The following is a 23,082-nucleotide window of genomic DNA, read 5'->3' as shown; positions in this document are numbered from 1 at the left end:
TCCGCGCCTGATGGGCTTCGGTGGCCCGGGACATCGAGGAGGTCGGTTGTGGGAGGACGCGGGACGTATGCGCTGGCACGGGTCGCCGTGATCGTACGGGCACCCGCCGGATGGCTGTGGTGGCCAGGCCTCCTGGCCGCGGGCATCGGGACGCTTATCCCCGGCCTCACCGGCCGCCGCATCGGCTTGCTGGCCGGGGCGGCGCTCTTCCTGCTCGCGGCCGTCGCGGTTTTCGTCGTAGGGCGCGGCCGGTATCTGACCCTGGCCCAGGAGGTCACCCGCGCGGCCAAGTCGGTGTTCCTCCAGGACCGCGCGGTGACCTTGCGGGCCCGCCGCCGCGCCCTGCGGTGGTGGCTGCTCCTGGCCTTCCTGGCCGCCGTCGGCTCGTCCTTCGCCGTCCCCGCCGCGGGAGGCCTGCTCCTGGCGGGTCTCGGCGCGGGGCTGTGGGCGAAGGCGCGGTGGCTGGGCCGCTGGGAGCGCGCGCACGAGGCCCTGCTGTGGGTCCGCACGGACTGGGTCCCCCGGGGCCGCCCCGCGGGCCCGGCCGTCCGCGCCTACGAGACCACGGGCCCGGCGGCGGGCGACGCGGCGCCGGGCGGCGCCAAGCGCTGAGGCCAAGCGCTGAGGCCGAGTTCGGGGCTCCGCCCCCGCGACCACACGCACAACACGGGCCAAAGGCTCACCCGGAGACGGACGCCTTCTACGTCGGACCGGCCGTTGCCCATGGGCCGAGGGTGAACCCACCACTCTCCCGTCGGACTTCCACAGCACCCGCACCCCCGAAGTGCGCGGGGACGAGCAACTCCCGTTCGTCAGCCGCCCGCTGGAGAATCCGACGGCGACTGGCCGCCGCTTGCTCCGGGTCCAGGCAGGCATTGCTGTTGCACCAGGGGTGCAGGATCTGCACCGGGCTGTGCACCAGATCTCCGACGAAGACGGCCCGGTCGCTCCCGGACGCGAGCCGCAGCACGGACGAACCGGGAGTGTGGCCGGGCGCGGACTCCACGGTGAGGTGTTCGTCGATGCGGTGCAGGCCGTCCCACAGCACTGCCTGTCCGGCCCGGTGGACCGGCGCGACGCTGTCCTCGTAGATCAGACGGTCGACCGCCTGCCGACCGTTCCCGTACGCGTTGTCCGGACCGTAGTGGAAGTCGTCCGCGGCGGGAATGAGGTACTGGGCGTTGGGAAACGTCGGCACCCATTCCCCGTCCGCGTCGACGGTGTTCCATCCGACGTGATCGACGTGGAGATGAGTGTTGACGACGACGTCGACCTCCTGCGGGCGAACTCCGGCCCGCGCCAGGAGGCCGAGGAAATCCCCCTGACACCGGTGGAACGGCGGCATGCCCGGCCGCTCCCGCCCGTTGCCCGCGCCCGTGTCGACCAGGACGGTCAGCCCACCACTGCGCAGCACCCACGTCTGCAGCGCGAGCACCGCCCAGTCGCTGTCCGGCTCCCAGTGGTCCGGCGCCAGCCAGTCCTCATTGTCCTTCCACACACCGGCAGCGGCCTCCGGCACGATGCCGGAAGCGGGCGCGAACGGCCTCTGCCACTCGACGACCCGGATGACCTCGACATCCCCCAGCACCATGCTCTGTACACGCTCGTGTTCGTTCGCCATGTGCTCGACCGTAAGAACGGTCGGGCGATCCTCTCAATGCGTATCCAGCTCAAGGAAATACGCATCCGTCTCACATCTCATACGGATCGATATCCTGTGGGGGTGGATGTGGTGAGCGACGCGATCTCCGCCGTACACCTCGGGCACCCCTCGTCGCACCGGGTGCGGACGCGTGGGAGCTGGTGCGCACGGATCGACCCGTACGACGGCGCGGGCTTCTACGTGGTCCTGAAGGGCGGCTGCTGGCTGCTGCCCGACGGCGGCACCCCGGTGTCTCTCGGCGTGGGCGACGCGGTGCTGTTGCCCCATGGCGCAGGCCATGTGATCGCCGATTCCCCGCTCGACCCGGCGGCCGCCGAGGAGAAGGCGGTGCCGTTCGGGCAATGGCTCGCGGGGACGGGAGCACGGGCCCGGCCCGACCGCGACGAGGCGGAGGTGCTCTGCGGCACGTACTGGCTCGATTGCAGCAGCCTGCACCCGCTCATGAGAGAGCTGCCCGAAGTCGTCCACCTTCCCAGCCGGGTGGGCAGCCACCTCGAACTGCGCGCGGCGATCGACCTGCTCGCCGGTGAGCTGGACGAGACGCGGCCCGGCTCCTGCGTCGCGCTCCCGAGCCTGCTCGACCTGCTCCTCGTCTACATCATCCGTTCCTGGATGACCGAGGCGACCAGCGGAGTCTGGCCCCGCGTGCTGGGCGACCCGGTGACGGCCGCCGCCCTGCGGGCGCTGCACTCGAACCCCGCCGCCGCGTGGAGCAACGACCGCCTCGCCGCGGAGGCGGGCGTCTCCCGCCCCACCCTGGCCCGCCGGTTCACCAGCCTGGTCGGGCGGCCCCCGATGGGCTACCTCACGTGGTGGCGCCTGGTCCTCGCCGCCACTCTGCTCCGGGACACCCCGGCCACCCTGGCCACCGTCGCCGACCGGGTCGGTTACGGCAGCCCGTACGCACTCTCACACGCCTTCGAAAGGGAGTTCGGCATGACGCCGGGACGGTACCGAGCGCAGGCGGCGGGACGCTCCGATCGCCGGTGAGGCTGTTCGGCATGGGTTCATGGCGTGCCTGCGACCCCGCCCCTCCCGCCGTCGGCGGCTCCCCGCCCTACAGGGCCGTCAGGCCCTCGGCCTCGGCGCCGCCGCTCTCCGCCACGATCTCCGCGACCGTCTGCGGCTTCCGCACCTCCGCGAAGCGGACGCCGTCGTCGCTGAGTGCGTACCCGTACACCCCCGGCCGGGGCAGGCTGTTGTAGGCGAAGTGGTTCGAGAAGTAGTACGCCCCCGTGTCCAGCAGGCCCACCAGGTCCCCCGCCACCAGCTCCGGCAGCGCCCGGTTCTCGGCCACCAGGTCGCCCGCGAAGCAGCACGGGCCCGCGATGTCCTGGGTGACCGGGCCGCCGGGTCCGGTGCGCTTGGGGCGGCCGTCCGCGTCGTACGCGGCGACCCGCAGCGGCCAGGAGGAGGGCGCGAAGACCGTACGGGTGGCCAGCTGCGCGCCCGCGTGCGTCACGGCGATCCCCCGGCCGCCCGCCGACTTCGCGTATTCGACGCGCGCCAGCACCACGCCCGACTTGGCGAGGAGCGAGCGCCCGAACTCGGTGACCAGGCCGTACCGCCCGTCGAGGAGCCCCGGCACGGTGGCCTGGAGGAGCCGCGCGTACTCCCGGTAGCTGGGCGTGACCTCGTCGGACGTGAAGTTCACGGGGAGGCCGCCGCCGATGTCGAGGGTGTCGATCTGGCGGCGGCCGATGGTCTGGTTGATCTCCTCGGCGAGTTCGTACGCGGCCTGGACGCCCGCCGCCATCAGCTCCAGCGGGCAGCCCTGCGAGCCGACGTGGGCGTGCAGCCGGGTCAGCCAGGGGCGCTCGGCGAAGGCGCGTACGACCCAGTCGCGCGCCCCTACGTCGCGCAGCGCGACCCCGAACTTGGAGGTCGCGGTGGCGGTGCTGAGCGCGCCGATGCTGCCGCCGCCGACCTGCGGGTTGACCCGCAGGCCGAGCGGGGAGCGGGGCTGGCCCGCGCCCGCCACGAGCGCGTCGAGACGGGCCAGCTCCTGCGGGTTGTCGGCGTTGAGGGCGATGCCCAGGTCGAGGGCTTCGCGCAGTTCGGCGGGGGTCTTGGCGGGCGAGTCGAGGACGATGCGGTCGGGACCCACCCCGGCGGCCCGGGCGAGGGCCAGCTCGCCGGGACTGGCCACCTCGCAGCCCAGCCCCTCGTCGGCCAGCAGCCGCAGGACGGGCACGAGCGCGGCGGCCTTCACGGCGAAGGCGTGCAGCACGGGCGTACCGGGCGCCACGACCTCGTCGAAGGCGGCCCGCAGGTCGGCGGCGGCGGCGCGGATGCCGGTGACGTCGAGCAGCCCGACGACAGGCTGCCCGGCCCCCAGCAGCCCCTGCCCCACGGCAGCCCGCACGGCCAGCTCCCGCCGCTCGACGGCACTGTCCGGTACCGAATCCGGGTTCGCAGTCATGCTGTCAGCCAACCACCCGAGCCGGGCCCCGGGCCAGGCCACCGGGTACGCGGGGCGGCCCGCCGCGGCGCCCGTGCCAGCCCGGGGCCGGGCGTCGCGGATCGCGCGACGGCGACGGTACGGGTGGGGCCGAGGCGGGGGCACGGCCCCGCTCACAGCTCCACCAGCACCGCCCCCACATGGCGGCCCTCCAGCAACTCGACCAGGGCGCGAGGAGCTTGGCCGATGCCGGTGAGGCGGGTGTGGGGGTAGGTGATGGCGCCCTCGCGCAGCGCGCGGCCGAATTCGCGTACGTACGCCGGCAGCGCGTCCCGGTGGTCGTAGCCGCTGATGCCGCGGAGCGTGACGCCGCGCGCGATGAGGGCGAGGGTGCTGATCGGGGTGGTGGCGAGGGCGTCGTCGGACAGCTGGGCGGCGAGCGCGCCGACGAGGGCGAAGCGGGCCTGGCGGCGGGCCAGGGCGAGGGCGGCGCGCAGTTGCTCACCGCCGACGGTGTCGAACAGGACGTCGATGCCGTCCGGGGCCGCCGCGCGCAGCTGCTCCTCGATGGGGCCCGCGCCGCGGATCACGGCCGCGTCGTAGCCCAGCTCCCCGACGAGCCGGTCGGCCTTCTCCCGGGAGCCGGTGGAGCCGATGACCCGCGCGGCGCCGTGCAGCCGCGCGAACTGCCCGGCCAGGGTGCCGACGCCGCCCGCCGCCCCGGTGACGAACACCGTGTCCCCGCGCCGTACGCCGGCGCCGCGCACCACGCCCAGCCAGGCGGTGAAGCCCTGCGAGAGGTGCGCCGCGGGGTCGGGCAGCGCGGCGGGGTCGAGCGGCGGCGCCTCGGCCGCGTCGAGGACGGCGTACTCGCGCCAGCCGGAGTGGTGCCGTACGAGGGCGCCGCAGGTCAGGCCGGTGTCCGGCGGGGCGCTGAGCACCTCGCCGAGAGCCGGGCCCCGCATGACGTCGCCGATCCGGCTCCGCAGCTGCGGCAGGCCGAGCGCGCCGGGATCGGCCGAGGTGAGCGGGCGTATGGCGGCGGAGACGCTCATCAGCCGGTTCCGTACCAGCACCTGGCCGGGGCCGGGCGTGGGCAGCGGGGCGTGGACGACCTCGAAGTGGTCGGTGGTGAGCGGCCCTTGGGACCGGGGCCGGGCGGCGAGGCGCACTTCGCGATGGGTACGGGGCAGGGGCACGGCAGGACGCTAAGTCCTGGCGCCCCGCGCCCCGCGCACGCCTCTCCGGGGAACCACCCGGGTGTATGCCACCGCCGCCCCTATTGACTAGCTATATTCATCGAAGCCAAGATGTGAATAACTCGATCCAGTCGATGGCAGGGAGGCATGGCCCATGTCAGGACCGCGACCCGTACGGGCCCCGCGAGGTACGGAGCTGAGCGCCCGGGGATGGCAGCAGGAGGCCGCCCTGCGGATGCTGCAGAACAACCTGGACCCGGAGGTCGCCGAGCACCCCGACAAGCTCGTCGTCTACGGCGGCACCGGCAAGGCGGCCCGCGACTGGCGTTCGTTCGACGCCATGGTCCGCACGCTGCGCACGCTGAAGCAGGACGAGACGATGCTCGTCCAGTCGGGCCGTCCGGTCGGCGTCATGCAGACCCACGAATGGGCGCCCCGCGTCCTGATCGCCAACTCCAACCTGGTCGGCGACTGGGCGAACTGGGAGGAGTTCCGCCGCCTGGAGGCGCTGGGCCTGACCATGTACGGCCAGATGACCGCGGGCTCGTGGATCTACATCGGCACCCAGGGCATCCTCCAGGGCACGTACGAGACGTTCGCGGCCGTCGCGGAGAAGAAGTTCGGCGGCACCCTCGCCGGAACGATCACCCTCACCGCCGGTCTCGGCGGCATGGGCGGCGCCCAGCCGCTCGCGGTCACCATGAACGACGGCGTCGCGATCTGTATCGACTGCGACCCGCGCGCCATCGAGCGCCGCATCGAGCACCGCTACCTGGACGTCCGCGCCGACAGCCTGGACCACGCCCTCCAGCTGGCGACCGAGGCGCGCGACGCCCGCCGCCCGCTCTCCATCGGCGTGCTCGGGAACGCGGCCGAGCTGGTCCCGCAGCTGCTCGCGATGAACGCGCCGATCGACATCGTCACCGACCAGACCAGCGCCCACGACCCGCTCGCGTACCTGCCGATCGGGGTCGGCTTCGACGAGATGGCCTCGTACGCCGCCGAGAAGCCCGCCGACTTCACCCAGCGGGCGCGCGAGGCGATGGCCCGGCACGTGGAGGCCATGGTCGGCTTCATGGACGCGGGCGCCGAGGTCTTCGACTACGGCAACTCGATCCGCGGCGAGGCCCAGCTCGCGGGCTACGAGCGCGCCTTCGCCTTCCCCGGCTTCGTCCCCGCCTACATCCGGCCGCTGTTCTGCGAGGGCAAGGGCCCGTTCCGCTGGGCGGCGCTCTCCGGCGACCCGAAGGACATCGCGGCCACGGACAAGGCGCTCCTCGACCTCTTCCCGGAGAACGAGTCCCTGGCCCGCTGGATCAAGATGGCGGGGGAGCGGGTCCACTTCCAGGGCCTGCCCGCCCGCATCTGCTGGCTCGGCTACGGCGAGCGCGACAAGGCGGGGGAGCGGTTCAACCAGATGGTGGCCGACGGGACGCTCGCCGCGCCGCTGGCCATCGGCCGCGACCACCTGGACTGCGGCTCGGTGGCCTCCCCGTACCGCGAGACCGAGGCCATGCTCGACGGCTCGGACGCGATCGCCGACTGGCCGCTGCTGAACGCCATGGTCAACGTCGCCTCGGGCGCCTCCTGGGTCTCGATCCACCACGGCGGCGGCGTCGGCATGGGCCGCTCGATCCACGCGGGCCAGGTGACGGTCGCCGACGGTACGCCGCTGGCGTCCGAGAAGATCCGCCGCGTCCTGACGAACGACCCGGGGATGGGCGTGATCCGCCACGTAGACGCAGGCTACGACCGCGCGGATGAGGTAGCGGAGGAGCGAGACGTCCGCATCCCCATGAGGGAGTCGGAGTGACCGTTGTGGGCAATCGTTCCGCAGAGGGGGCACCTCCCAGCGGTAGCTCGGGGAGGAAAGGGGGGGCACAACCCACCCACCGGCCCGCACCCGCGCACGAAACGGAGGCTGAGACCGCAGTGGGCGCACCCCACACGACCGGCGCGTCGTTCCACGAGATGTGGCGCGACCTCGCCCCCATCGGCCGCCACGCGGAAACCGGCGGCTACCGCCGCTACGCCTGGACCGGCGCCGACACGGACTGCCGAGCCTGGTTCCAGGCACAGGCAGAGACCCGCGGCCTCACCTACGAGCTGGACCGCAACGGCAACCAGTGGGCCTGGCTCGGCGACCCCACGGCCGGGAACGCCATCGTCACCGGCTCCCACCTGGACTCCGTCCCCGACGGCGGCGCCTTCGACGGCCCCCTGGGCGTGGTGTCGTCCTTCGCCGCCCTGGACGAACTCCGATCGCGCGGCGCCCGGCCCGCCAAACCCCTCGCCATCGTCAACTTCGGCGACGAGGAGGGCGCCCGCTTCGGCCTGGCCTGCGCGGGCTCCCGGCTCACCGCAGGGCAGCTCGACAAGGACCGGGCGCACACCCTCCGGGACGCGGACGGCATCACGCTGCCGCGGGCCATGGAGCGCGCCGGGTACGACCCGGAGGCCATCGGCCCGGACCCGGAGCGGCTGGCCCGCATCGGCGCCTTCGTGGAGCTGCACATCGAGCAGGGACGGGCCCTCGACGACACAGAAGACCCCGTGGGCGTCGCCTCCGCGATCTGGCCCCACGGCCGCTGGCGGTTCGACTTCCACGGCGAGGCCAACCACGCCGGGACGACCCGCCTCGACGACCGCCGTGACCCCATGCTCACGTACGCGAACACGGTGCTCGCGGCCCGCAAGAAAGCCCGTATCGCGGGAGCCCTGGCGACCTTCGGCAAGGTCGGTGTCGAGCCGAACGGGGTGAACGCGATCGCCAGCCTGGTGCGCGGCTGGCTGGACTCCCGGGCGCCCGACGAGGAGACCCTGGCCGCCGTCGTCGGCGAGATCGAGCGCGCCGCGGTCGAGCGCGGGCAGCGCGACGGGGTGGACGTCCGGGTCACCCGGGAGTCCTTCACACCCATCGTGGAATTCGCCCACGACCTCCGTGACCAGCTGTCGGGCCTGCTCGGCGGCGTTCCGGTCCTCCCCACCGGGGCCGGACACGACGCGGGCATTTTGTCCGCGTCGGTTCCGACCGCCATGCTGTTTGTAAGGAACCCCACCGGCGTCTCGCACTCACCCGCGGAGACGGCGGGCGAGGATGACTGCCTCGCCGGTGTGGCCGCGCTCGCGCAGGTACTGGAGGGGTTGGCGTGTCACTGACGGCGCAGACCTACTGGGCGGAGTACGCCTGGGTGGACGGCCAGGTGGTGCCGGACGTGGTCATCGTGGTGGCCACGGACGGGCGGATCAAGGCCGTGCGGCCCGGGAGTCCCGCGCAGCACCCGGCCGGGTCCGTGACCCTGCGCGGGCTGACCGTCCCCGGCCTGGCCAACGCCCACAGCCACGCCTTCCACCGGGCCCTGCGCGGCATCGTGCAGGCGGGCGCCTCGGCGCGCCCGTCGGACGGCGCGGCCCCGGACTCGTTCTGGACCTGGCGCACGCTGATGTACGAGGTGGCCGACCGGCTCACCCCGGACAGCTACTTCGATCTGGCGCGTGCCGTGTACGCCGAGATGGCCATGGCGGGCATCACCTGCGTCGGCGAGTTCCACTATCTCCACCACGCGCCCGGCGGCAGCCGCTACGCCAACCCCAACGCCATGGGGGAGGCCCTGATCGCGGCCGCGGCCGAGGCCGGTATCCGCATCACCCTCCTCGACACCTGCTATCTCTCCTCCGGTTTCGGGGCGGAGCCCGATCAGCACCAGCTCCGCTTCTCGGACGGCACGGCGGACGCCTGGGCCGAGCGGGCCTCCGCGCTCAAGGGCGACGGCAACACCCGGATCGGTGCCGCGATCCACTCGGTGCGGGCCGTCCCCGTCGAGCAGCTCGCGACCGTCTCCGGCTGGGCCGAGGGGCAGGCGGCGCCGCTCCACGTCCACCTCTCCGAGCAGACCGCCGAGAACGACGCCTGCGTCGAGGCGCACGGCTTCACCCCCACCCGGCTGCTCGCCGACCACGGGGTGCTGGGCCCGCGCACGACCGCCGTGCACGCGACCCACCTCACCCCCGGCGACATCCGGCTGCTGGGCCACTCGGCCACCGGCGTGTGCATGTGCCCGACCACCGAGCGGGACCTCGCCGACGGCATCGGCCCGGCCGCCCAGCTGCACCAGGCGGGCTCACCGCTCTCCCTGGGCAGCGACAGCCACGCCGTGATCGACATCCTCGAAGAAGCCCGCGCCATGGAGCTGGACGAGCGGCTGCACACCCGCACCCGCGGCCACTGGACCGCCGCCCAGCTGCTGCGCGCCGCCACCGCCGACGGTCACGCCGCGCTCGGCTGGGGCGCGGACACGGGCCGGATCGAGGTGGGCGCGCTCGCCGACCTCACCACGATCGCGCTGGACTCGGTTCGTACGGCGGGGCCGCCACCCCGGCTGGGCGCCGAGACGGCGATATTCGCGGCGACCAGCGCGGACGTCCGGCACACCGTGGTCGGCGGCCGCCATGTCGTACGGGACGGGGCCCACCAGCTCGTCCCGCGCGTGCCCGAAGCACTGGCCGCGGCCATCGCGGCCCTGCACGGCTGACGACCAGGCCGACCAGGCCGACGACACCGGCCAGATTGACCACGCCGACCAGGCCGAGCCGGTTGATGAAGGAGAACGCCCCCACCATGACCACCGCCACGGACACGGCCGCGACCCCCACCACGACCGCCCTCACCCACATCTCCAGCCTCGTCACCAACGACCCCTCCCTCGGCGAAGGCCCCCTCGGCCTGATCCAGGACGCCGCGGTCGTCATCGACGGTGACCGCATCGCCTGGGTTGGTGAGACAAGCAAAGCACCCGCCACTGACAACCGGGTCGACGCGGCGGGCCGGGCCGCCATCCCGGGCTTCGTCGACTCCCACTCCCACCTGGTCTTCGCGGGCGACCGCACCGAGGAGTTCAACGCCCGGATGTCCGGCCGGGCCTACAGCGCGGGCGGCATCCGCACCACCGTGGCCGCCACCCGCGCCGCCTCGAACAACGTGCTCAACGCCAACGTCGCCCGCTATGTGGTGGAGGCCCTGCACCAGGGCACCACCACCCTGGAGATCAAGTCCGGCTACGGCCTCACCTCGGAGGACGAGGCCCGCGCCCTGTCCATCGCCGCCGCCCACACCGACGAGGTGACCTTCCTCGGCGCGCACATCGTCGCCCCCGAGTTCGCCGACGACCCCGCCGCGTACGTCGACCTCGTCACCGGGCCGATGCTCGACATGTGCGCCCCGCACGCCCGCTGGGTCGACGTCTTCTGCGAGCGGGGCGCCTTCGACGGCGACCAGGCCCGCGCCGTCCTCACCGCGGGGAAGGAGCGCGGGCTCATCCCGCGCGTCCACGCCAACCAGCTCTCGTACGGCCCGGGCGTGCAGCTCGCCGTCGAGCTGGGCGCGGCCTCGGCCGACCACTGCACCCATCTCACCGACGCCGACGTGGACGCGCTCGGGCAGGGTGACACGGTCGCCACGCTGCTGCCCGGGGCGGAGTTCTCGACCCGCTCCACCTATCCGGACGCACGCGGGCTGCTGGACGCGGGCGCCACGGTCGCGCTGTCGCCGGACTGCAACCCCGGCTCGTCCTTCACCAGTTCGATGCCGTTCTGCATCGCCCTGGCCGTACGGGACATGGGGATGACCCCGGACGAGGCGGTCTGGGCGGCCACTGCGGGCGGCGCGCGGGCGCTGCGCCGCGACGACGTGGGGCGGATCGCCCCCGGCGCCCGGGCCGACCTCGCGCTGCTGGACGCGCCCTCCCACGTCCACCTCGCCTACCGCCCCGGCGTGCCGCTGGTCTCGGCGGTCTGGCGCGCGGGCACCCTCGTCTGACGCCACATCAGCGAAAGAGGGCACGAATAAGGACCCGTCCCGGCAAGCGGGGGCGGGCCCTTACCCGTCTGCGGAAGCGTTACTCCTCGACCATCAGTCCCTTGCGGAGCCGACGGAGGGTGCGCGACAGCAGCCTGGAGACGTGCATCTGGGAGATGCCCAGTTCCTCGCCGATTTCCGACTGCGTCATGTTGGCGACGAAGCGCAGGGAGAGGATCTGCTTGTCCCGGGCGGGCAGATCGGCGATCAGCGGCTTCAGGGACTCGACGTACTCGATGCCTTCGAGCCCGTGGTCCTCGTACCCGATGCGGTCGGCCAGCGCGCCCTCGGAGTCGTCCTCCTCCGGCTGGGCGTCCAGCGAGCTGGCGGTGTACGCGTTGCTCGCGGCCATGCCCTCGACGACCTCGGCGGTGGTGATGTCCAGGCGCGCGGCCAGCTCGGTCACCGTCGGCGCGCGGTCGAGCCGCTGGGCCAGTTCGTCACCGGCCTTGGCCAGGTCCAGCCGCAGCTCCTGCAGCCGCCTGGGGACGCGCACGGACCAACTCGTGTCCCGGAAGAAGCGCTTGATCTCGCCGACGATGGTCGGCATCGCGAAGGTGGGGAACTCGACGCCCCGGCCCGGCTCGAACCGGTCGATGGCCTTGATGAGGCCGATGGTGCCGACCTGGACGATGTCCTCCATCGGCTCGCTGCGGGAGCGGAAGCGGGAGGCGGCGAACTTGACCAGGGCCAGGTTCAGCTCGACCAGGGTGTTACGGACGTAGGCGTACTCGTGGGTGCCTTCTTCGAGCACCTCGATGCGCTCGAAGAGCGTCTTCGAGAGGGCCCTCGCGTCAACCGGACTCACCGTCTCAAACGACGGGATTTCCGGCAGATCGGACAATTCGGCCAGTTCATCGAAGGAATAACCGGCGAGTGCCTGGGCATCCGCATCAGGGACGAACTGTTCCGGTACGTGAGTCGACGAGACGGTGGCCCTGGTACTCCAAGACGGGTCGGTACGCGAGTCGTCGAGCTGGGGTGACATAGTCTCCTCCGTCGTTCTCGGCATATGGCTGCCGATGCCATGACGTGCTGCTCCGGTGAGCGGCGCCTCCAAAGCCGGGCCGTGTTCGGATGTGGTCCCTACTACGCCTACCCGCATTCACTGGTGCGTGGCAAGTCCACGTTGTCCATATTTGCCGAACTATGCGAAATGTTCGGCTACCGGAGGGCCGGTCAAGGGCGTAAGGTTCGTTGCGCGCAATCGAAAGCAACGAGACGCCAGAAGAGGTGCGCACATGGACCGCGGGATGGTCGGCAGCGCCAGCAAGGGCCGGCTCCAGGTCGAGGTTCGGCACCACGGGGCGAGCGCGGTCGTGACACCGACGGGGGAGTTGGACCACCACACCGCCGAGGTGCTGCGAGAGCCGCTGGAGCAGTGCGTGGAAGGGGGGCGCGTGCGACTGGTGGTGGATTGCTCGCATCTGGAGTTCTGCGATTCCACCGGGCTCAATGTGCTGCTCGGTGCCCGTCTGAAGGCCGAGGCCGAGGGCGGGGCGGTCCACCTGGCGGGGATGCAGCCGGTCGTTGCCCGCGTCTTCGAGATCACCGGCGCGGAGGCCGTCTTCACGGTCCACGAGTCCCTCGACGCAGCGCTTGTCGAGTGATCTCGGCCACTCCTGGTTCCGGTGTGTCGGCAGGGTGTCATCGGGGCGTTGTCCGCGTCACACGAGCCCTACCGGAGAAGTGGGTGTTCTCACGCTTTGACCGGGCAGGAGACAGGCTGAAACTGTTGAAGAGATCAGGTATCCCTTGTCCCTGAATCGGTGAATCGGTGAGGTGAAGCGCTGATGAGCACCACCCGGCCGTACCCGCCGGGCGACCGCGGCCCGGATCCGGACGGCCCTGCCGCTTCGGCTGCCCCACCGGCCACTCCTCCCCCTGGGCGGATCCGCCAGCTCCGCAGGCTCCATCTGATCGGAGCCAGCGGCGCCGTGCCGCGCGCCCGGGATTTCACGCGCGAGGCGCTGCGTGACTGGGGCTGGCTTCCGGCCGCGACCGCCGATCAGCGGGCCGCCGCGGAGGATGTGCTGCTCGTCGTCTCGGAGCTGGTCACCAACGCCTGCCTGCACGCCGACGGCCCCGAGGAGCTGCGGGTCAGCTGCAACGCGAAGGTGCTCCGCCTCGAAGTGGTGGACCTCGGCACCGGTACGCCCGCCCCGCGCACCCCGCACCGCGCCGGGCGTCCGGGCGGTCACGGGATGTTCATCGTGCAGCGGCTGTGCCTCGACTGGGGGGTTGTGCGGAACGCGGAGGGGTCCGGCAAGACCGTATGGGCCGAGCTGGCGGCGCCCGCCTGAAGAGCGCGGCCCCGGCCCCTCTCCGCCCGGGCGCTGAGCGCCCGCTAGGTCCACGCCGATTCGGCGTGCTCTGTGTCTTCCCTCGACAAGGTCCCCGGCGTACTGTCGGCGCCCGATCTGATGTGCCGTCAGTTACATTCGGCTGCGGCGCTTGACGAGAGGGGATCTCAGGTGTCCCAACCCCAGCGCCGCGCGGTCGGCCGTGGCGGTGCCCTCACGTTGGCCGCGGCCGTGGCCGGTTCGGCGGTACTGCTCACCGCTCCGGCCGCCCACGCGGCCACGGTGGACGTCAACTACCAGTGCAAGACGCCGATCGGCGACAAGAGCGCCGTATCGCCGATCGACATCAAGAGCACCCCGAGCGGCAGCGGCTACAAGCTCACGATGTCCTTCGAGAAGGGCGTCTCCTCCAGCCCCGTGGAACTGGGCAAGGGGGCCATGCATCCCAGCGCGCTCATCAAACTGGGCGGCGCGGAGACCGGCACCGTGTCGGTGACCGGTCCCCCCAACGACCAGGCCGTCCCCGCCAATACGCCCATCAAGATCAGCACGCTGACGGGCACGTACACCCCCAAGAAGAGCGGCAAGGTCACCTTCACCGCCGGGGTCCTGACCATCAAGGCGCTGGGTACGACCACGACCTGTACCCCGGGCAACAGCCCCAAGCCCTCGCTGACCCTCGACGTCACGGCCCCGGGTGGTACCGGCGGCTCCGATTCCACCGGCGGCACGGGCGGCAGCGGCGGCACCAGCACCGGCGGTACGGGCGGCACCGGCGGTACGGGCAGCACCGGCGGCACGGGCGGCACCGGCGGTACGAGCAGCACCGGCGGCACGGGCGGCACCGGCGGCGGCCAGCTGCCGCAGACCGGACCAGCCGACTCCGCCATCGCGCTCGGCACCCTCGGCGGCACGGTGCTCCTCACCGGAACCGCCGGGGCGCTCTGGCTGACCCGCCGCCGGCGGGCCGCGCGCTAGAGCGGCGGGCATGCCGTCCCGTACCGGCGCCGCGTTACGCGCGGCCGCCGCCGTCACCGTCGCCGGAACGCTGCTGGGCGCGCCCCCGGTGCCCGCCGCTGCCGCCGGGCCCGGCTGGTCGGCGGCGCCCGCGCCCGGCGCGGGCAGCGCGTCGGACGCCGCCGACCGGCCGTACTTCTACCTGGAGGGACGGCCCGGCACCGTCCTCCGGGACAAGCTCTCGGTCACCAACAAGGACCAGCGCCCCCACACCCTCCGGCTCCGGGGCGAGGGGGCCGAGGGAACGTGGATCGCGTTCGCCGCGCGCACGGTCAGCGTTCCGGCCCGCACCCGCGCCGATGTCCCCTTCACCGTCACCGTCCCGCCCGACGCGGCGCCCGGTGACCGCTCCGGCGCGCTCGTCGTCACCGGCGGCGGCCACCGGACCGCCGTACGGACACATCTGCGGATCAGCGGCGCCACGCTGTCCGCGCTCTCCGTCGAGGACGTACGGGTCGTACGGACCGGGGGCGGCGGCGGGGCGGCCATCCGCTACGCCGTCGTCAACCGCGGCAACACCGAGCTGACGCCACGGCTGGCCGTACGCGCCGACGGCCTCTTCGGCGCGGTGCTGCGCCGGGACGCCCGTACCCTCCCGGTCCGGGTGCCGCCGGGCAAACGGGTGCGGCTCACCGAGCGCTGGCCGGACGCCCCCGCTCTCGACGCGGTGGACGTGAAGCTCACCGTCACCGCGGGCGGCGGCGCGCACGCGGCGGCCTCCGCCACCTACACCGCCGCCCCCGGCTGGCTGCTCGCCGCCGCGGCGGCCACGGCGCTGGGCGCGGCGGGCGGTGGCACCTGGCTGTTCCGCAGACGCGAACGACGTCAGCCACAGGTGGGCGGCACGGAGTCAGGGGTGAGCGTGTGAACGCCGGGATGCGCCACCGTCGGTACGCCGGGCTGCTGGCCGCCCTGCTCACCGCGCTCGCCCTCGCCCTCGTCCTCCCGTCCCCCGGACCCGCCTTCGCGGCCGACGACGGCCCGGCCGCGAAGGTGTCCCGGGAGCAGGCGGGCTCGGGCGGCACGATCACCGTGAGCGGCACCGGCTGGCGGCCGCGCGCACTGCTGACCCTGCTCATCTGCGGTCAGAACATGATCGGCGGCACCAATTCCTGCGCCAACGCCGAGGGCAGGGCGGTCACCACCACAGCGGACGGCACGTTCCGCCGGACGCTGCCGGTCGCCGAACCGCCCAAGCCCTGCCCCTGCGTCGTCCATGTCGCGACCGTCACCGGCGAAGCCGCCGCCACGGACGTGGCGTTCAAGGTCGCCGGGCATCCCGTCGCGCCCCTGCCCGAGCAGCGCACCGGCGGTGAACGGCTCAGCGTGCTCTCCGCGCGGCTCGACGGTTCGAGCGGGCTGCTGACCTGGTTCGGCGCGCCGCCGCAGCGACGGCTCGTCGTCACCGTGGGCAATCTCGGCTCGACACCCGCCCGCGATCCGGTCTTCCAGGTGGGCACCTCGCATGGCGTCTTCGCCCCCGAATGGGAGGAGCAGCAGTGGCGGGGCACCATCAAGCCGGGGCAGAAGGCGCAGGTCAAGCTGCCAGTCGAGTTGTCGGCGGGCGCGCACGGCGACTATCAGGTGTCGCTCAAGTACGGGCGCAAGGTGCTCGTCGAACAGCCGTGGGGCGTGGGGCGGCCCTGGGGCGTGACCCTCTTCTGGATCCTGCTGTGCGTCGTCATCCCGGCGGCGCTCTTCCGTATCGGCATGGCCGTCGTGGACAAGGCACGGCCGCGCACACCCGCGCCCGTCCCCGTCGCTACCGCGCGGGGCGCCGGCGCTCTGCCCTGGTTCACCCCGGACACGCTGCCGGGGACCCCGACGCACCACCTGTCCGCACCGTCCGAGGAGAACCGACCGAACCCGAAGGGAACGACGTGAGGACGCGACGAAGAGTGAGTGCGGCCGCCGTCGCACTGCTGCTCGGCGGTGCGGGCGTGCTGCTCGGCGCGAGCACCGCGTACGGCGCCGAGGTCTCGTACGAGACGGAATGCCTGCCACCGCCCATCTCCGGACTGCCCCCGGTGCAAGGCACCACGACCGTGGACGTGCAGGCTCCGGCGACCGCCAAGGTCGGCGACGAGGTAGAGGTGGTGTGGAAGACGGTCCAGGCCGCCTCCAAGAACCCGCCGATCCTCGACATCGAGGAGAACACCGTGCTGCCCACCGGCACGCTCACGGTGGGCGGCGCGCAGACCGGCGAACTGGCCATGGAGGGACCGCGGGAGAATCCGCCGATCCCCAAGGACAGCCCGATGAAGCTGTCGGACATGAAGGCCAAGCTGAAGCTGACGAAGGCCGGTGAGGTCACGCTGACGCCGGGCGCGTACAACATCAACGTCAGCAAGCCGCTCTCCACCGACACCAAGTGCGCGGCGAAGGCGACCGTGAAGGCGGCCGCCACCATCAAGGTGACGGAGGGCGGCACCGCGGGCGGCACCACCAGCGGAACGACGTCCGGCACCACCTCCGGCACCACATCCGGCACCACCTCCGGCACCACATCCGGCACCACCTCCGGCACCACCTCCGGTACTACCTCCGGTACCACCGCCGGTAACGGCGGCGGTGAGGGCGACTCGTTCACCGGCAAGGAGGTGCAGGTCCAGTACGCCTGCAAGACGCCCATCGGCGACAAGACCGCGACCTCCCCGGTCCGTATCGACGCCACCAAGAGCGGCGGCAGCTTCGGCCTGACCGTGAAGTTCGGGAAGTCCGTGATGGACAGCCCGGCGGACATCCCGGCGGACTCGGTCCAGCCGTCCATGGCCGTCAAGGTCGGCGGCGCGGACAAGGGCACCGTCACGGTGCAGGGGCCGACCAACAAAGCGCCCATCAAGTCCGGTGACCCGATCGAGATCCCGGATCTGACCGGCACCTACAAGCCGGGCGCGACCGGCAAGGCGACGCTCACCCCGGGCGTGCTGACGGTCAAGGCGCTCGGTACGACCACCACCTGCACCCCCGCCAAGGACCCCGGCGCCTCGCTGGAGCTGGACACCACGCAGCAGCCCGGCGGCACCCAGGGCGGTACCAGCTCGGGCGGCACGACCACCTCCGGCGGAACCACCACCTCCGGCGGCACCGGCACCTCGGGCGGCGGCACCAGCGGCGGGCTCGCCGAGACCGGATCGGACGACCGCGGCGGCCTCACCGCGCTCGGCCTGATCGCCGGTACGACGATCCTGCTCGGCGGCGCGATCTTCACCCTCACCCCGTGGCGCAAGCTGCGCGGCACCCGCTGAACGAGCAACCGCTTCGCCCCGCCCCACACCGTGCGGCGGGGCGAACGCATTCCCAAAAACGCCGCGTTAGCGGGACGTTAGCCCTTCCCCTCTAGCCTGTGCGCAGCCTGAGCGCACGGTGGAGCCTGACCAGCGCCCCGTCGCTCCCCCTTAGCACTTCAGGAACTTCATATGGACGCCGTACGCACCGATCCCGAAACCCCCTCCACCCCCCACGCGCCGGGGCGGCACCGGCACCGCAAGCCCAAGGCGATGAACGCGGCCGCCCGCCGCGCCCTCGTCCTCGCCGCGACCGCACCCGTGGCCGGGGCCGTGCTGGCCGGGCCGTCGGCCTTCGCCGCCGACAAGACCGCCGCCACGGCCGCCACCGTCCCGGACGCGACGGAGCCGCCGCTCAGCGAGGCCGACAGCGCGATGGCCGCGAACCTCGGCGAGCGCGTCAACAACCCGAGTCTGGCCAAGGACGGCACCCTCAGCGGCGTGGTGCTGGACTCCGCCTCGGACAAGGTGATCTGGGGCCACAACGCCTCGACCGCGCTGATGCCCGCCTCCAACGTCAAGCTCGCCACCGCCACCGCCGCCCTTAACGAGCTGGGCCCCGAGCACCGCTTCACCACCAAGGTCGTCTACAGCAACGGCACCCTCACCCTCGTCGGCGACGGCGACCGCACCCTGAGCACCGCCGACCTCGGCGAGATGGCGCAGACGGCCGTCGACGGGCTCAAGGCGGCGGGCGTGACGAACGTGAAGGTCGCCATCGACGACAGCCTCTTCCCGGAGCCGACCATGGCCGAGGGCTGGCGGCCCGACTACTACGACGACCAGGTCTCTCCCGTCCGCGCCCTGTCGGTCGACAACAAGCTCTCCGCGGACACCGCCCTGGACGCCGGGAAGGTCTTCGCGGCCAAGCTCGCCGAACGGGGCGTCACGGTCGACGGCGACGTCACGCGCGGGAAGGCGACCGGCGGCGATGTGCCGGTGGCGCAGAAGCTGTCGCCCACGGTGGCCGAGCTGGTCCGTACGATGCTCAAGACCAGCAACAACGACATGGCCGAGACGCTGCTGCGGATGACCGCCGTCAAGGCGAACAAGCCCGCCACGTTCGAGGGCGGCACGGAGGTCGTCCGCGAGGTGCTGAGCCAGCGGTACGGCATCCCGCTCGACAACGTCGTACTGAAGGACGGCAGCGGGCTCTCCCGCGCCACCCGGATTCCGGCCGCCACCATCGCGGCGATCCTGGACAACGCCACCGAGCCCCGTAACCACTATGCGCTCGGGCCGATCCTGGAGGGCCTGCCGGTCGCCGGTGAGGCGGGCAGCACGCTCGGTCCGGAGTACGCCCGCTTCGACGACCCGAACTCCAAGTGCGCCGTCAACAAGGTGCGGGCGAAGACCGGCACCCTGACCGGCGCGGTCGCGCTGAGCGGGGTGACCCAGGGCAAGGACGGCCGCTGGAAGGTCTTCTCCTTCGTGGAGAACAACTCCACCGCCAAGACGTCCGAGATCACGGACGCCATGGACGGCCTGGCCGCCACGGTCAACGGCTGCTGGGCGTAACGACGACAAAGGGCCCGGGGCTGAACAGCCCCGGGCCCTTTGTCGTCGCTCTTACGTCAGTGCACGTCGGCCATGAGCGCCACGACCTTCTTGCGGTACATGAAGACCGCGAGGCCCGCGAGCGCCGCCGCCGTCGCCTCCATCGCGATGACGCCCGGACCGCTCAGGTCGACCCCGGCGATGGACAGCAGCCCCGTGACGCAGTCACCGGCGGTCACGGCGAGGAACCACACGCCCATCAGCTGGCTGGCGTACTTCGCGGGAGCCATCTTGGTCGTCACCGACAGGCCGACCGGCGAGACGCACAGCTCGCCCACGGTCTGGATGAAGTAGATCGACACCAGCCACAGGGGGCTGACCTTCGTGCCGTCCGAGGCCGCCTGCATCGGCAGCACGAAGACGAAGAACGAGGCGCCGATCATGACCAGGCCGAAGGCGAACTTCAGCGTGGTGTTCGGCTCCCGGTCGCGCCGGGCGAGCCACAGCCACAGCCAGGCGAAGACCGGGGCCAGCGCCATGATCAGCATCGGGTTCACCGACTGGAACCACGAGGACGGGAACTGCATCCCGAAGATCGTGTCCGCGGTCTTGGTCTCGGCGAAGGCGGACATCGTCGAGCCGCCCTGATCGAAGATCATCCAGAACACGGCGGCGGCCGCGAAGAACCAGATGTAGCCGCTGACCTTGGTCTGCTCGACCGCGTCCAGCTCCCGGTCCCGCTTGATCCGCACCAGCACCGCGATCGGGATGATCAGGCCGAGCAGGGTGATCGGGACCAGCGCCCAGTTGAGCGTCCAGCTGCCGCTGGCCACCACGCCGGTGTAGAAGACGGCGGTGACGGCCAGCCAGATCAGGCCCTTGCGCAGCCAGGACCGCCGCTCCTCGGCCGCCAGCGGCGTCGGCACGTTGTCGCTCTCGGGGCTCAGATGGCGGGTGCCGATCAGGAACTGCACCAGACCCAGCGCCATGCCGAGCGCCGCGAGCGCGAAGCCCAGGTGCCAGTTGTACGACTGGCCGACGGTGCCGATCACCAGCGGGGCGGCGAAGGCGCCGAGGTTGATACCGATGTAGAAGATGGTGAAGCCGCCGTCGCGGCGCGGGTCCTGCGGTCCGTCGTAGAGCTGGCCGACCATCGTGGAGATGTTGGCCTTGATCAGCCCGGAGCCACTCGCCACCAGGGCGAGGCCGACGAAGAAGGAGGGCTCACCGGGGACGGCGAGCGCCAGGTGCCCGGCCATCACGATCCCGGACGCGATCACGACCGTCTTGCGCGGCCCCCAGACCCGGTCGCCGAACCAGCCGCCGGGCATGGCCAGCAGATAGACCATGGCCAGGTAGACCGAGTAGATGGCCACCGCGTTGCCCTCGGTCATGCCGAGGCCGCCGCCCTGACCGCCGTCCTTGGCGTCCGGGCCGCCGGAGATCAGATAGAGGACGAGGAGGGCTCTCATGCCGTAGAAGCTGAAGCGCTCCCACATCTCGATCATGAAGAGCGTGGCCAGGCCGCGGGGGTGGCCGAAGAAGGTCTTGCCACCGCTGACAGGGGACTCCTGCGCGGTCGCGCCCTTCGACATGCTGGACGCCATGTGGGGGTTCCTTACCAGAACTCAGGGGTGCGCTGCCGCGCGCATCGACACGCGTAGAAGCGCCCGTGGGGGGAGCTGACTCCCATGTCCGGACCCGGGCATGACAGAGACCTTCGGCGCGTCGAACCCACCAAAGGTCCCAGAGGAGTGCTACAGACGTTGTTTCACCATACGACACGCACTTGACACTCTCGCGTGAGACATAGCTCACGGATCGGGTGTGCGATCGGTCGTGCTCCCTGCGTCACCACCTGCGCGCCCCGTAGGTGAACCCAAGCGGACTACCATCACCTCATGACCCGAGTTTTGCTCGCCGAGGATGACGCATCGATCTCGGAGCCCCTCGCCCGCGCCCTGCGCCGTGAGGGGTACGAGGTGGAGGTGCGGGAGGACGGACCCACCGCGCTCGACGCCGGTCTGCAAGGAGGCGTCGATCTGCTCGTCCTCGACCTCGGCCTGCCCGGGATGGACGGACTGGAGGTCTGTCGCCGGCTGCGCACCGAAGGCCATGGCTTCCCGGTGCTGGTGCTCACCGCCCGCGCCGACGAGGTGGACACCGTGGTCGGCCTGGACGCCGGTGCCGACGACTACGTCACCAAGCCGTTCCGCCTCGCCGAACTGCTCGCCCGCGTCCGGGCCCTGCTGCGCCGCGGCGCCGTCGAGACCCAGCCACAGGCGCCCGCCACCCACGGGGTCCGGATCGACGTCGAGTCGCACCGCGCGTGGATGGGCGACGAGGAGCTGCAGCTGACCGCGAAGGAGTTCGACCTGCTGCGGGTCCTGGTGCGGGACGCCGGGCGGGTGGTCACCCGCGATCAGCTGATGCGCGAGGTGTGGGACACCACCTGGTGGTCCTCCACCAAGACGCTCGACATGCACATCTCCTGGCTCCGCAAGAAGCTCGGGGACGACGCCGCCAACCCCCGCTATATCGCCACTGTCCGGGGTGTCGGCTTCAGGTTCGAGAAGAGCTGACGGTGGCTGAGACGGTAGGACCATGCGCCGTCGCTTGATCAACTCCACGCTGGCCGTGGTGCTCGTCGTCATCGCCGTCTTCGGTGTCTCGCTGGTCATCGTCGAGACCCGGACCATCGAGAACAGTGCCCAGGAGAGCGTCAGCTCGGACGCGGTGCGGCTGGTCAGCATCGTCGACAGCAGGCTGCTCGGTGGCGAGGGCGTCACCCACAAGGTGCTGCGCGAGCAGATCGAACCCGGGCGCTACGCCCTGATCACGATCCCGAACCACCCGGACGTCGAGATCGGCGAGCGCCCCGAAGGCAGCGTCATCTCCTCCGAGGAGCACGGCGAGCAGGGCGAGACGGTACGGGTCGAGGCGTCCCGTACGACGGTGAGCCGGGAGATCGGCCGCACCATGCTGATCATCCTGGCGGTGGCGCTGCTCGCGGTCCTCGCCGCGGTCTTCCTCGCCGTACGGCAGGCGCACCGGCTCTCCGCGCCGCTCACCGACCTCGCCGAGACCGCCGAGCGGCTGGGCTCCGGGGATCCGCGGCCGCGCCACCGCCGCTACGGCGTGCCCGAGCTGGACCGGGTCGCCGATGTGCTGGACGCGAGCGCCGAGCGCATCGCCCGCATGCTCACCGCCGAGCGGCGGCTGGCGGCCGACGCCTCGCACCAGCTGCGGACGCCGCTGACCGCGCTGTCCATGCGGCTGGAGGAGATCACGCTCACCGACGATCCGGAGACGGTGAAGGAGGAGGCGTCGATCGCGCTGGGCCAGGTCGAGCGGCTCACCGATGTCGTCCAGCGGCTGCTGACGAACTCGCGCGACCCGCGCAGCGGCTCCGCGGTCGCCTTCGACCTGGACGAGGTGGTCAAGCAGCAGATCGAGGAGTGGCGCCCGGCCTCCCGCAGCGAGGGGCGCGCGATCGTGCGCTCCGGCAAGAAGGGGCTGCGGGCGGTCGGCACCCCGGGCGCGGTCGCGCAGGTGCTCGCGACGCTCATCGAGAACTCGCTGATGCACGGCGACGGTACGGTCGCGCTGCGCACCCGGGTCACCGGCAACCAGGCGGTGGTGGAGGTCACCGACGAGGGGCCGGGCGTACCGGCCGACCTCGGCGCGCGGGTCTTCGAACGGACGGTCAGCGGACGGAACTCCACCGGGCTCGGCCTCGCGGTCGCCCGCGATCTGGCGGAGGCGGACGGGGGTCGGCTGGAGCTGCTGCAGCCGTATCCGCCGGTGTTCGCGCTCTTCCTGAGCCGCGTGGCCGAGGACATCCGCCCCAGCTGAGCGACT

20 protein-coding genes are annotated in these 23,082 nt (G+C 72.1%); 15 read left to right on the top strand and 5 right to left on the bottom strand.

The window, feature by feature from the left end; translation table 11 throughout:
• Positions 1 to 48: 48 nt before the first annotated feature.
• Positions 49 to 612 (top strand): hypothetical protein, encoded by a 564-nt coding sequence (locus ACZ6CL_RS32125; protein WP_468942176.1) that lies wholly within the window; start codon positions 49 to 51, stop codon positions 610 to 612.
• 88 nt (positions 613 to 700) lie between these two features.
• Here ACZ6CL_RS32125 and ACZ6CL_RS32120 read toward each other — a convergent pair whose 3' ends face one another.
• Entirely contained in the window at positions 701 to 1,621 is a 921-nt protein-coding gene (locus tag ACZ6CL_RS32120) for an MBL fold metallo-hydrolase (RefSeq protein ID WP_468942173.1), read from the bottom strand.
• Positions 1,622 to 1,723: 102 nt separating this feature from the next.
• On the opposite strand from ACZ6CL_RS32120, the gene ACZ6CL_RS32115 reads away from it, so the two are divergent.
• Positions 1,724 to 2,653 (top strand): AraC family transcriptional regulator, encoded by a 930-nt coding sequence (locus ACZ6CL_RS32115; protein WP_468942171.1) that lies wholly within the window; start codon positions 1,724 to 1,726, stop codon positions 2,651 to 2,653.
• A gap of 67 nt (positions 2,654 to 2,720) precedes the next feature.
• Here ACZ6CL_RS32115 and ACZ6CL_RS32110 read toward each other — a convergent pair whose 3' ends face one another.
• Positions 2,721 to 4,085: a type III PLP-dependent enzyme domain-containing protein gene (locus ACZ6CL_RS32110; RefSeq protein ID WP_468942169.1), complete on the bottom strand. Its 1,365-nt coding sequence runs from the start codon at positions 4,083 to 4,085 to the stop codon at positions 2,721 to 2,723.
• A gap of 152 nt (positions 4,086 to 4,237) precedes the next feature.
• Positions 4,238 to 5,263, bottom strand: a complete 1,026-nt coding sequence (locus ACZ6CL_RS32105) for a zinc-binding dehydrogenase (protein WP_468942168.1) — start codon at positions 5,261 to 5,263, stop codon at positions 4,238 to 4,240.
• Between the two features lie 154 nt (positions 5,264 to 5,417).
• Between ACZ6CL_RS32105 and hutU the strand changes: the two genes are divergently transcribed.
• The 4 genes from hutU to hutI all read left to right on the top strand — a co-directional run bounded on the left by hutU (position 5,418) and on the right by hutI (position 11,078).
• Complete coding sequence (hutU, locus tag ACZ6CL_RS32100) at positions 5,418 to 7,076, top strand: urocanate hydratase (RefSeq protein ID WP_468942166.1); 1,659 nt, start codon at positions 5,418 to 5,420, stop codon at positions 7,074 to 7,076.
• A gap of 158 nt (positions 7,077 to 7,234) precedes the next feature.
• Entirely contained in the window at positions 7,235 to 8,422 is a 1,188-nt protein-coding gene (locus ACZ6CL_RS32095) for an allantoate amidohydrolase (protein WP_468942296.1), read from the top strand.
• Complete coding sequence (locus ACZ6CL_RS32090; RefSeq protein ID WP_468942164.1) at positions 8,413 to 9,795, top strand: formimidoylglutamate deiminase; 1,383 nt, start codon at positions 8,413 to 8,415, stop codon at positions 9,793 to 9,795. The genes ACZ6CL_RS32095 and ACZ6CL_RS32090 overlap by 10 nt, the downstream gene beginning before the upstream one ends.
• A gap of 86 nt (positions 9,796 to 9,881) precedes the next feature.
• Positions 9,882 to 11,078 (top strand): imidazolonepropionase, encoded by a 1,197-nt coding sequence (gene hutI, locus ACZ6CL_RS32085; protein ID WP_468942162.1) that lies wholly within the window; start codon positions 9,882 to 9,884, stop codon positions 11,076 to 11,078.
• A gap of 79 nt (positions 11,079 to 11,157) precedes the next feature.
• On the opposite strand, the gene ACZ6CL_RS32080 is transcribed toward hutI, so the two are convergent.
• Entirely contained in the window at positions 11,158 to 12,105 is a 948-nt protein-coding gene (locus ACZ6CL_RS32080) for an RNA polymerase sigma factor SigF (RefSeq protein ID WP_468942160.1), read from the bottom strand.
• A gap of 253 nt (positions 12,106 to 12,358) precedes the next feature.
• Here ACZ6CL_RS32080 and ACZ6CL_RS32075 point away from each other — a divergent pair, with 253 nt between their 5' ends.
• The 7 genes from ACZ6CL_RS32075 (at position 12,359) to dacB (ending at position 19,242) form a co-directional block, all read left to right on the top strand.
• Entirely contained in the window at positions 12,359 to 12,727 is a 369-nt protein-coding gene (locus ACZ6CL_RS32075) for an STAS domain-containing protein (protein WP_009717368.1), read from the top strand.
• 183 nt (positions 12,728 to 12,910) lie between these two features.
• A complete protein-coding gene (locus tag ACZ6CL_RS32070) occupies positions 12,911 to 13,420 on the top strand; it encodes an ATP-binding protein (RefSeq protein ID WP_009717369.1) in 510 nt (169 codons plus the stop codon).
• Positions 13,421 to 13,591: 171 nt separating this feature from the next.
• Positions 13,592 to 14,398, top strand: a complete 807-nt coding sequence (locus tag ACZ6CL_RS32065; protein WP_468942156.1) for a peptidase — start codon at positions 13,592 to 13,594, stop codon at positions 14,396 to 14,398.
• Positions 14,399 to 14,408: 10 nt separating this feature from the next.
• Positions 14,409 to 15,305: a COG1470 family protein gene (locus tag ACZ6CL_RS32060; RefSeq protein ID WP_468942153.1), complete on the top strand. Its 897-nt coding sequence runs from the start codon at positions 14,409 to 14,411 to the stop codon at positions 15,303 to 15,305.
• Positions 15,306 to 15,313: 8 nt separating this feature from the next.
• Entirely contained in the window at positions 15,314 to 16,321 is a 1,008-nt protein-coding gene (locus ACZ6CL_RS32055; protein ID WP_468942294.1) for a neocarzinostatin apoprotein domain-containing protein, read from the top strand.
• A gap of 14 nt (positions 16,322 to 16,335) precedes the next feature.
• Positions 16,336 to 17,685: a hypothetical protein gene (locus ACZ6CL_RS32050; RefSeq protein WP_468942150.1), complete on the top strand. Its 1,350-nt coding sequence runs from the start codon at positions 16,336 to 16,338 to the stop codon at positions 17,683 to 17,685.
• A gap of 171 nt (positions 17,686 to 17,856) precedes the next feature.
• A complete protein-coding gene (dacB, locus tag ACZ6CL_RS32045) occupies positions 17,857 to 19,242 on the top strand; it encodes a D-alanyl-D-alanine carboxypeptidase/D-alanyl-D-alanine endopeptidase (RefSeq protein ID WP_468942148.1) in 1,386 nt (461 codons plus the stop codon).
• 56 nt (positions 19,243 to 19,298) lie between these two features.
• Here dacB and ACZ6CL_RS32040 read toward each other — a convergent pair whose 3' ends face one another.
• Positions 19,299 to 20,828 carry a peptide MFS transporter gene (locus tag ACZ6CL_RS32040; RefSeq protein ID WP_468942145.1) on the bottom strand — a complete coding sequence of 510 codons (1,530 nt, stop codon included), beginning with the start codon at positions 20,826 to 20,828 and terminating at the stop codon, positions 19,299 to 19,301.
• A gap of 294 nt (positions 20,829 to 21,122) precedes the next feature.
• Here ACZ6CL_RS32040 and ACZ6CL_RS32035 point away from each other — a divergent pair, with 294 nt between their 5' ends.
• Together ACZ6CL_RS32035 and ACZ6CL_RS32030 are read left to right on the top strand one after the other, a co-directional pair.
• On the top strand, positions 21,123 to 21,803 hold the full coding sequence (locus ACZ6CL_RS32035; protein ID WP_468942142.1) for a response regulator transcription factor: 681 nt from the start codon (positions 21,123 to 21,125) through the stop codon (positions 21,801 to 21,803).
• A 22-nt stretch (positions 21,804 to 21,825) separates the two neighbouring features.
• Complete coding sequence (locus ACZ6CL_RS32030) at positions 21,826 to 23,076, top strand: ATP-binding protein (protein ID WP_468942140.1); 1,251 nt, start codon at positions 21,826 to 21,828, stop codon at positions 23,074 to 23,076.
• The last annotated feature ends 6 nt before the right edge of the window (positions 23,077 to 23,082 follow it).

It is taken from the genome of Streptomyces sp. NPDC041200, assembly GCF_055591805.1.
Note: the sequence above shows the minus strand (reverse complement) of the source record. Positions and strands in the feature narration are given on the sequence as shown.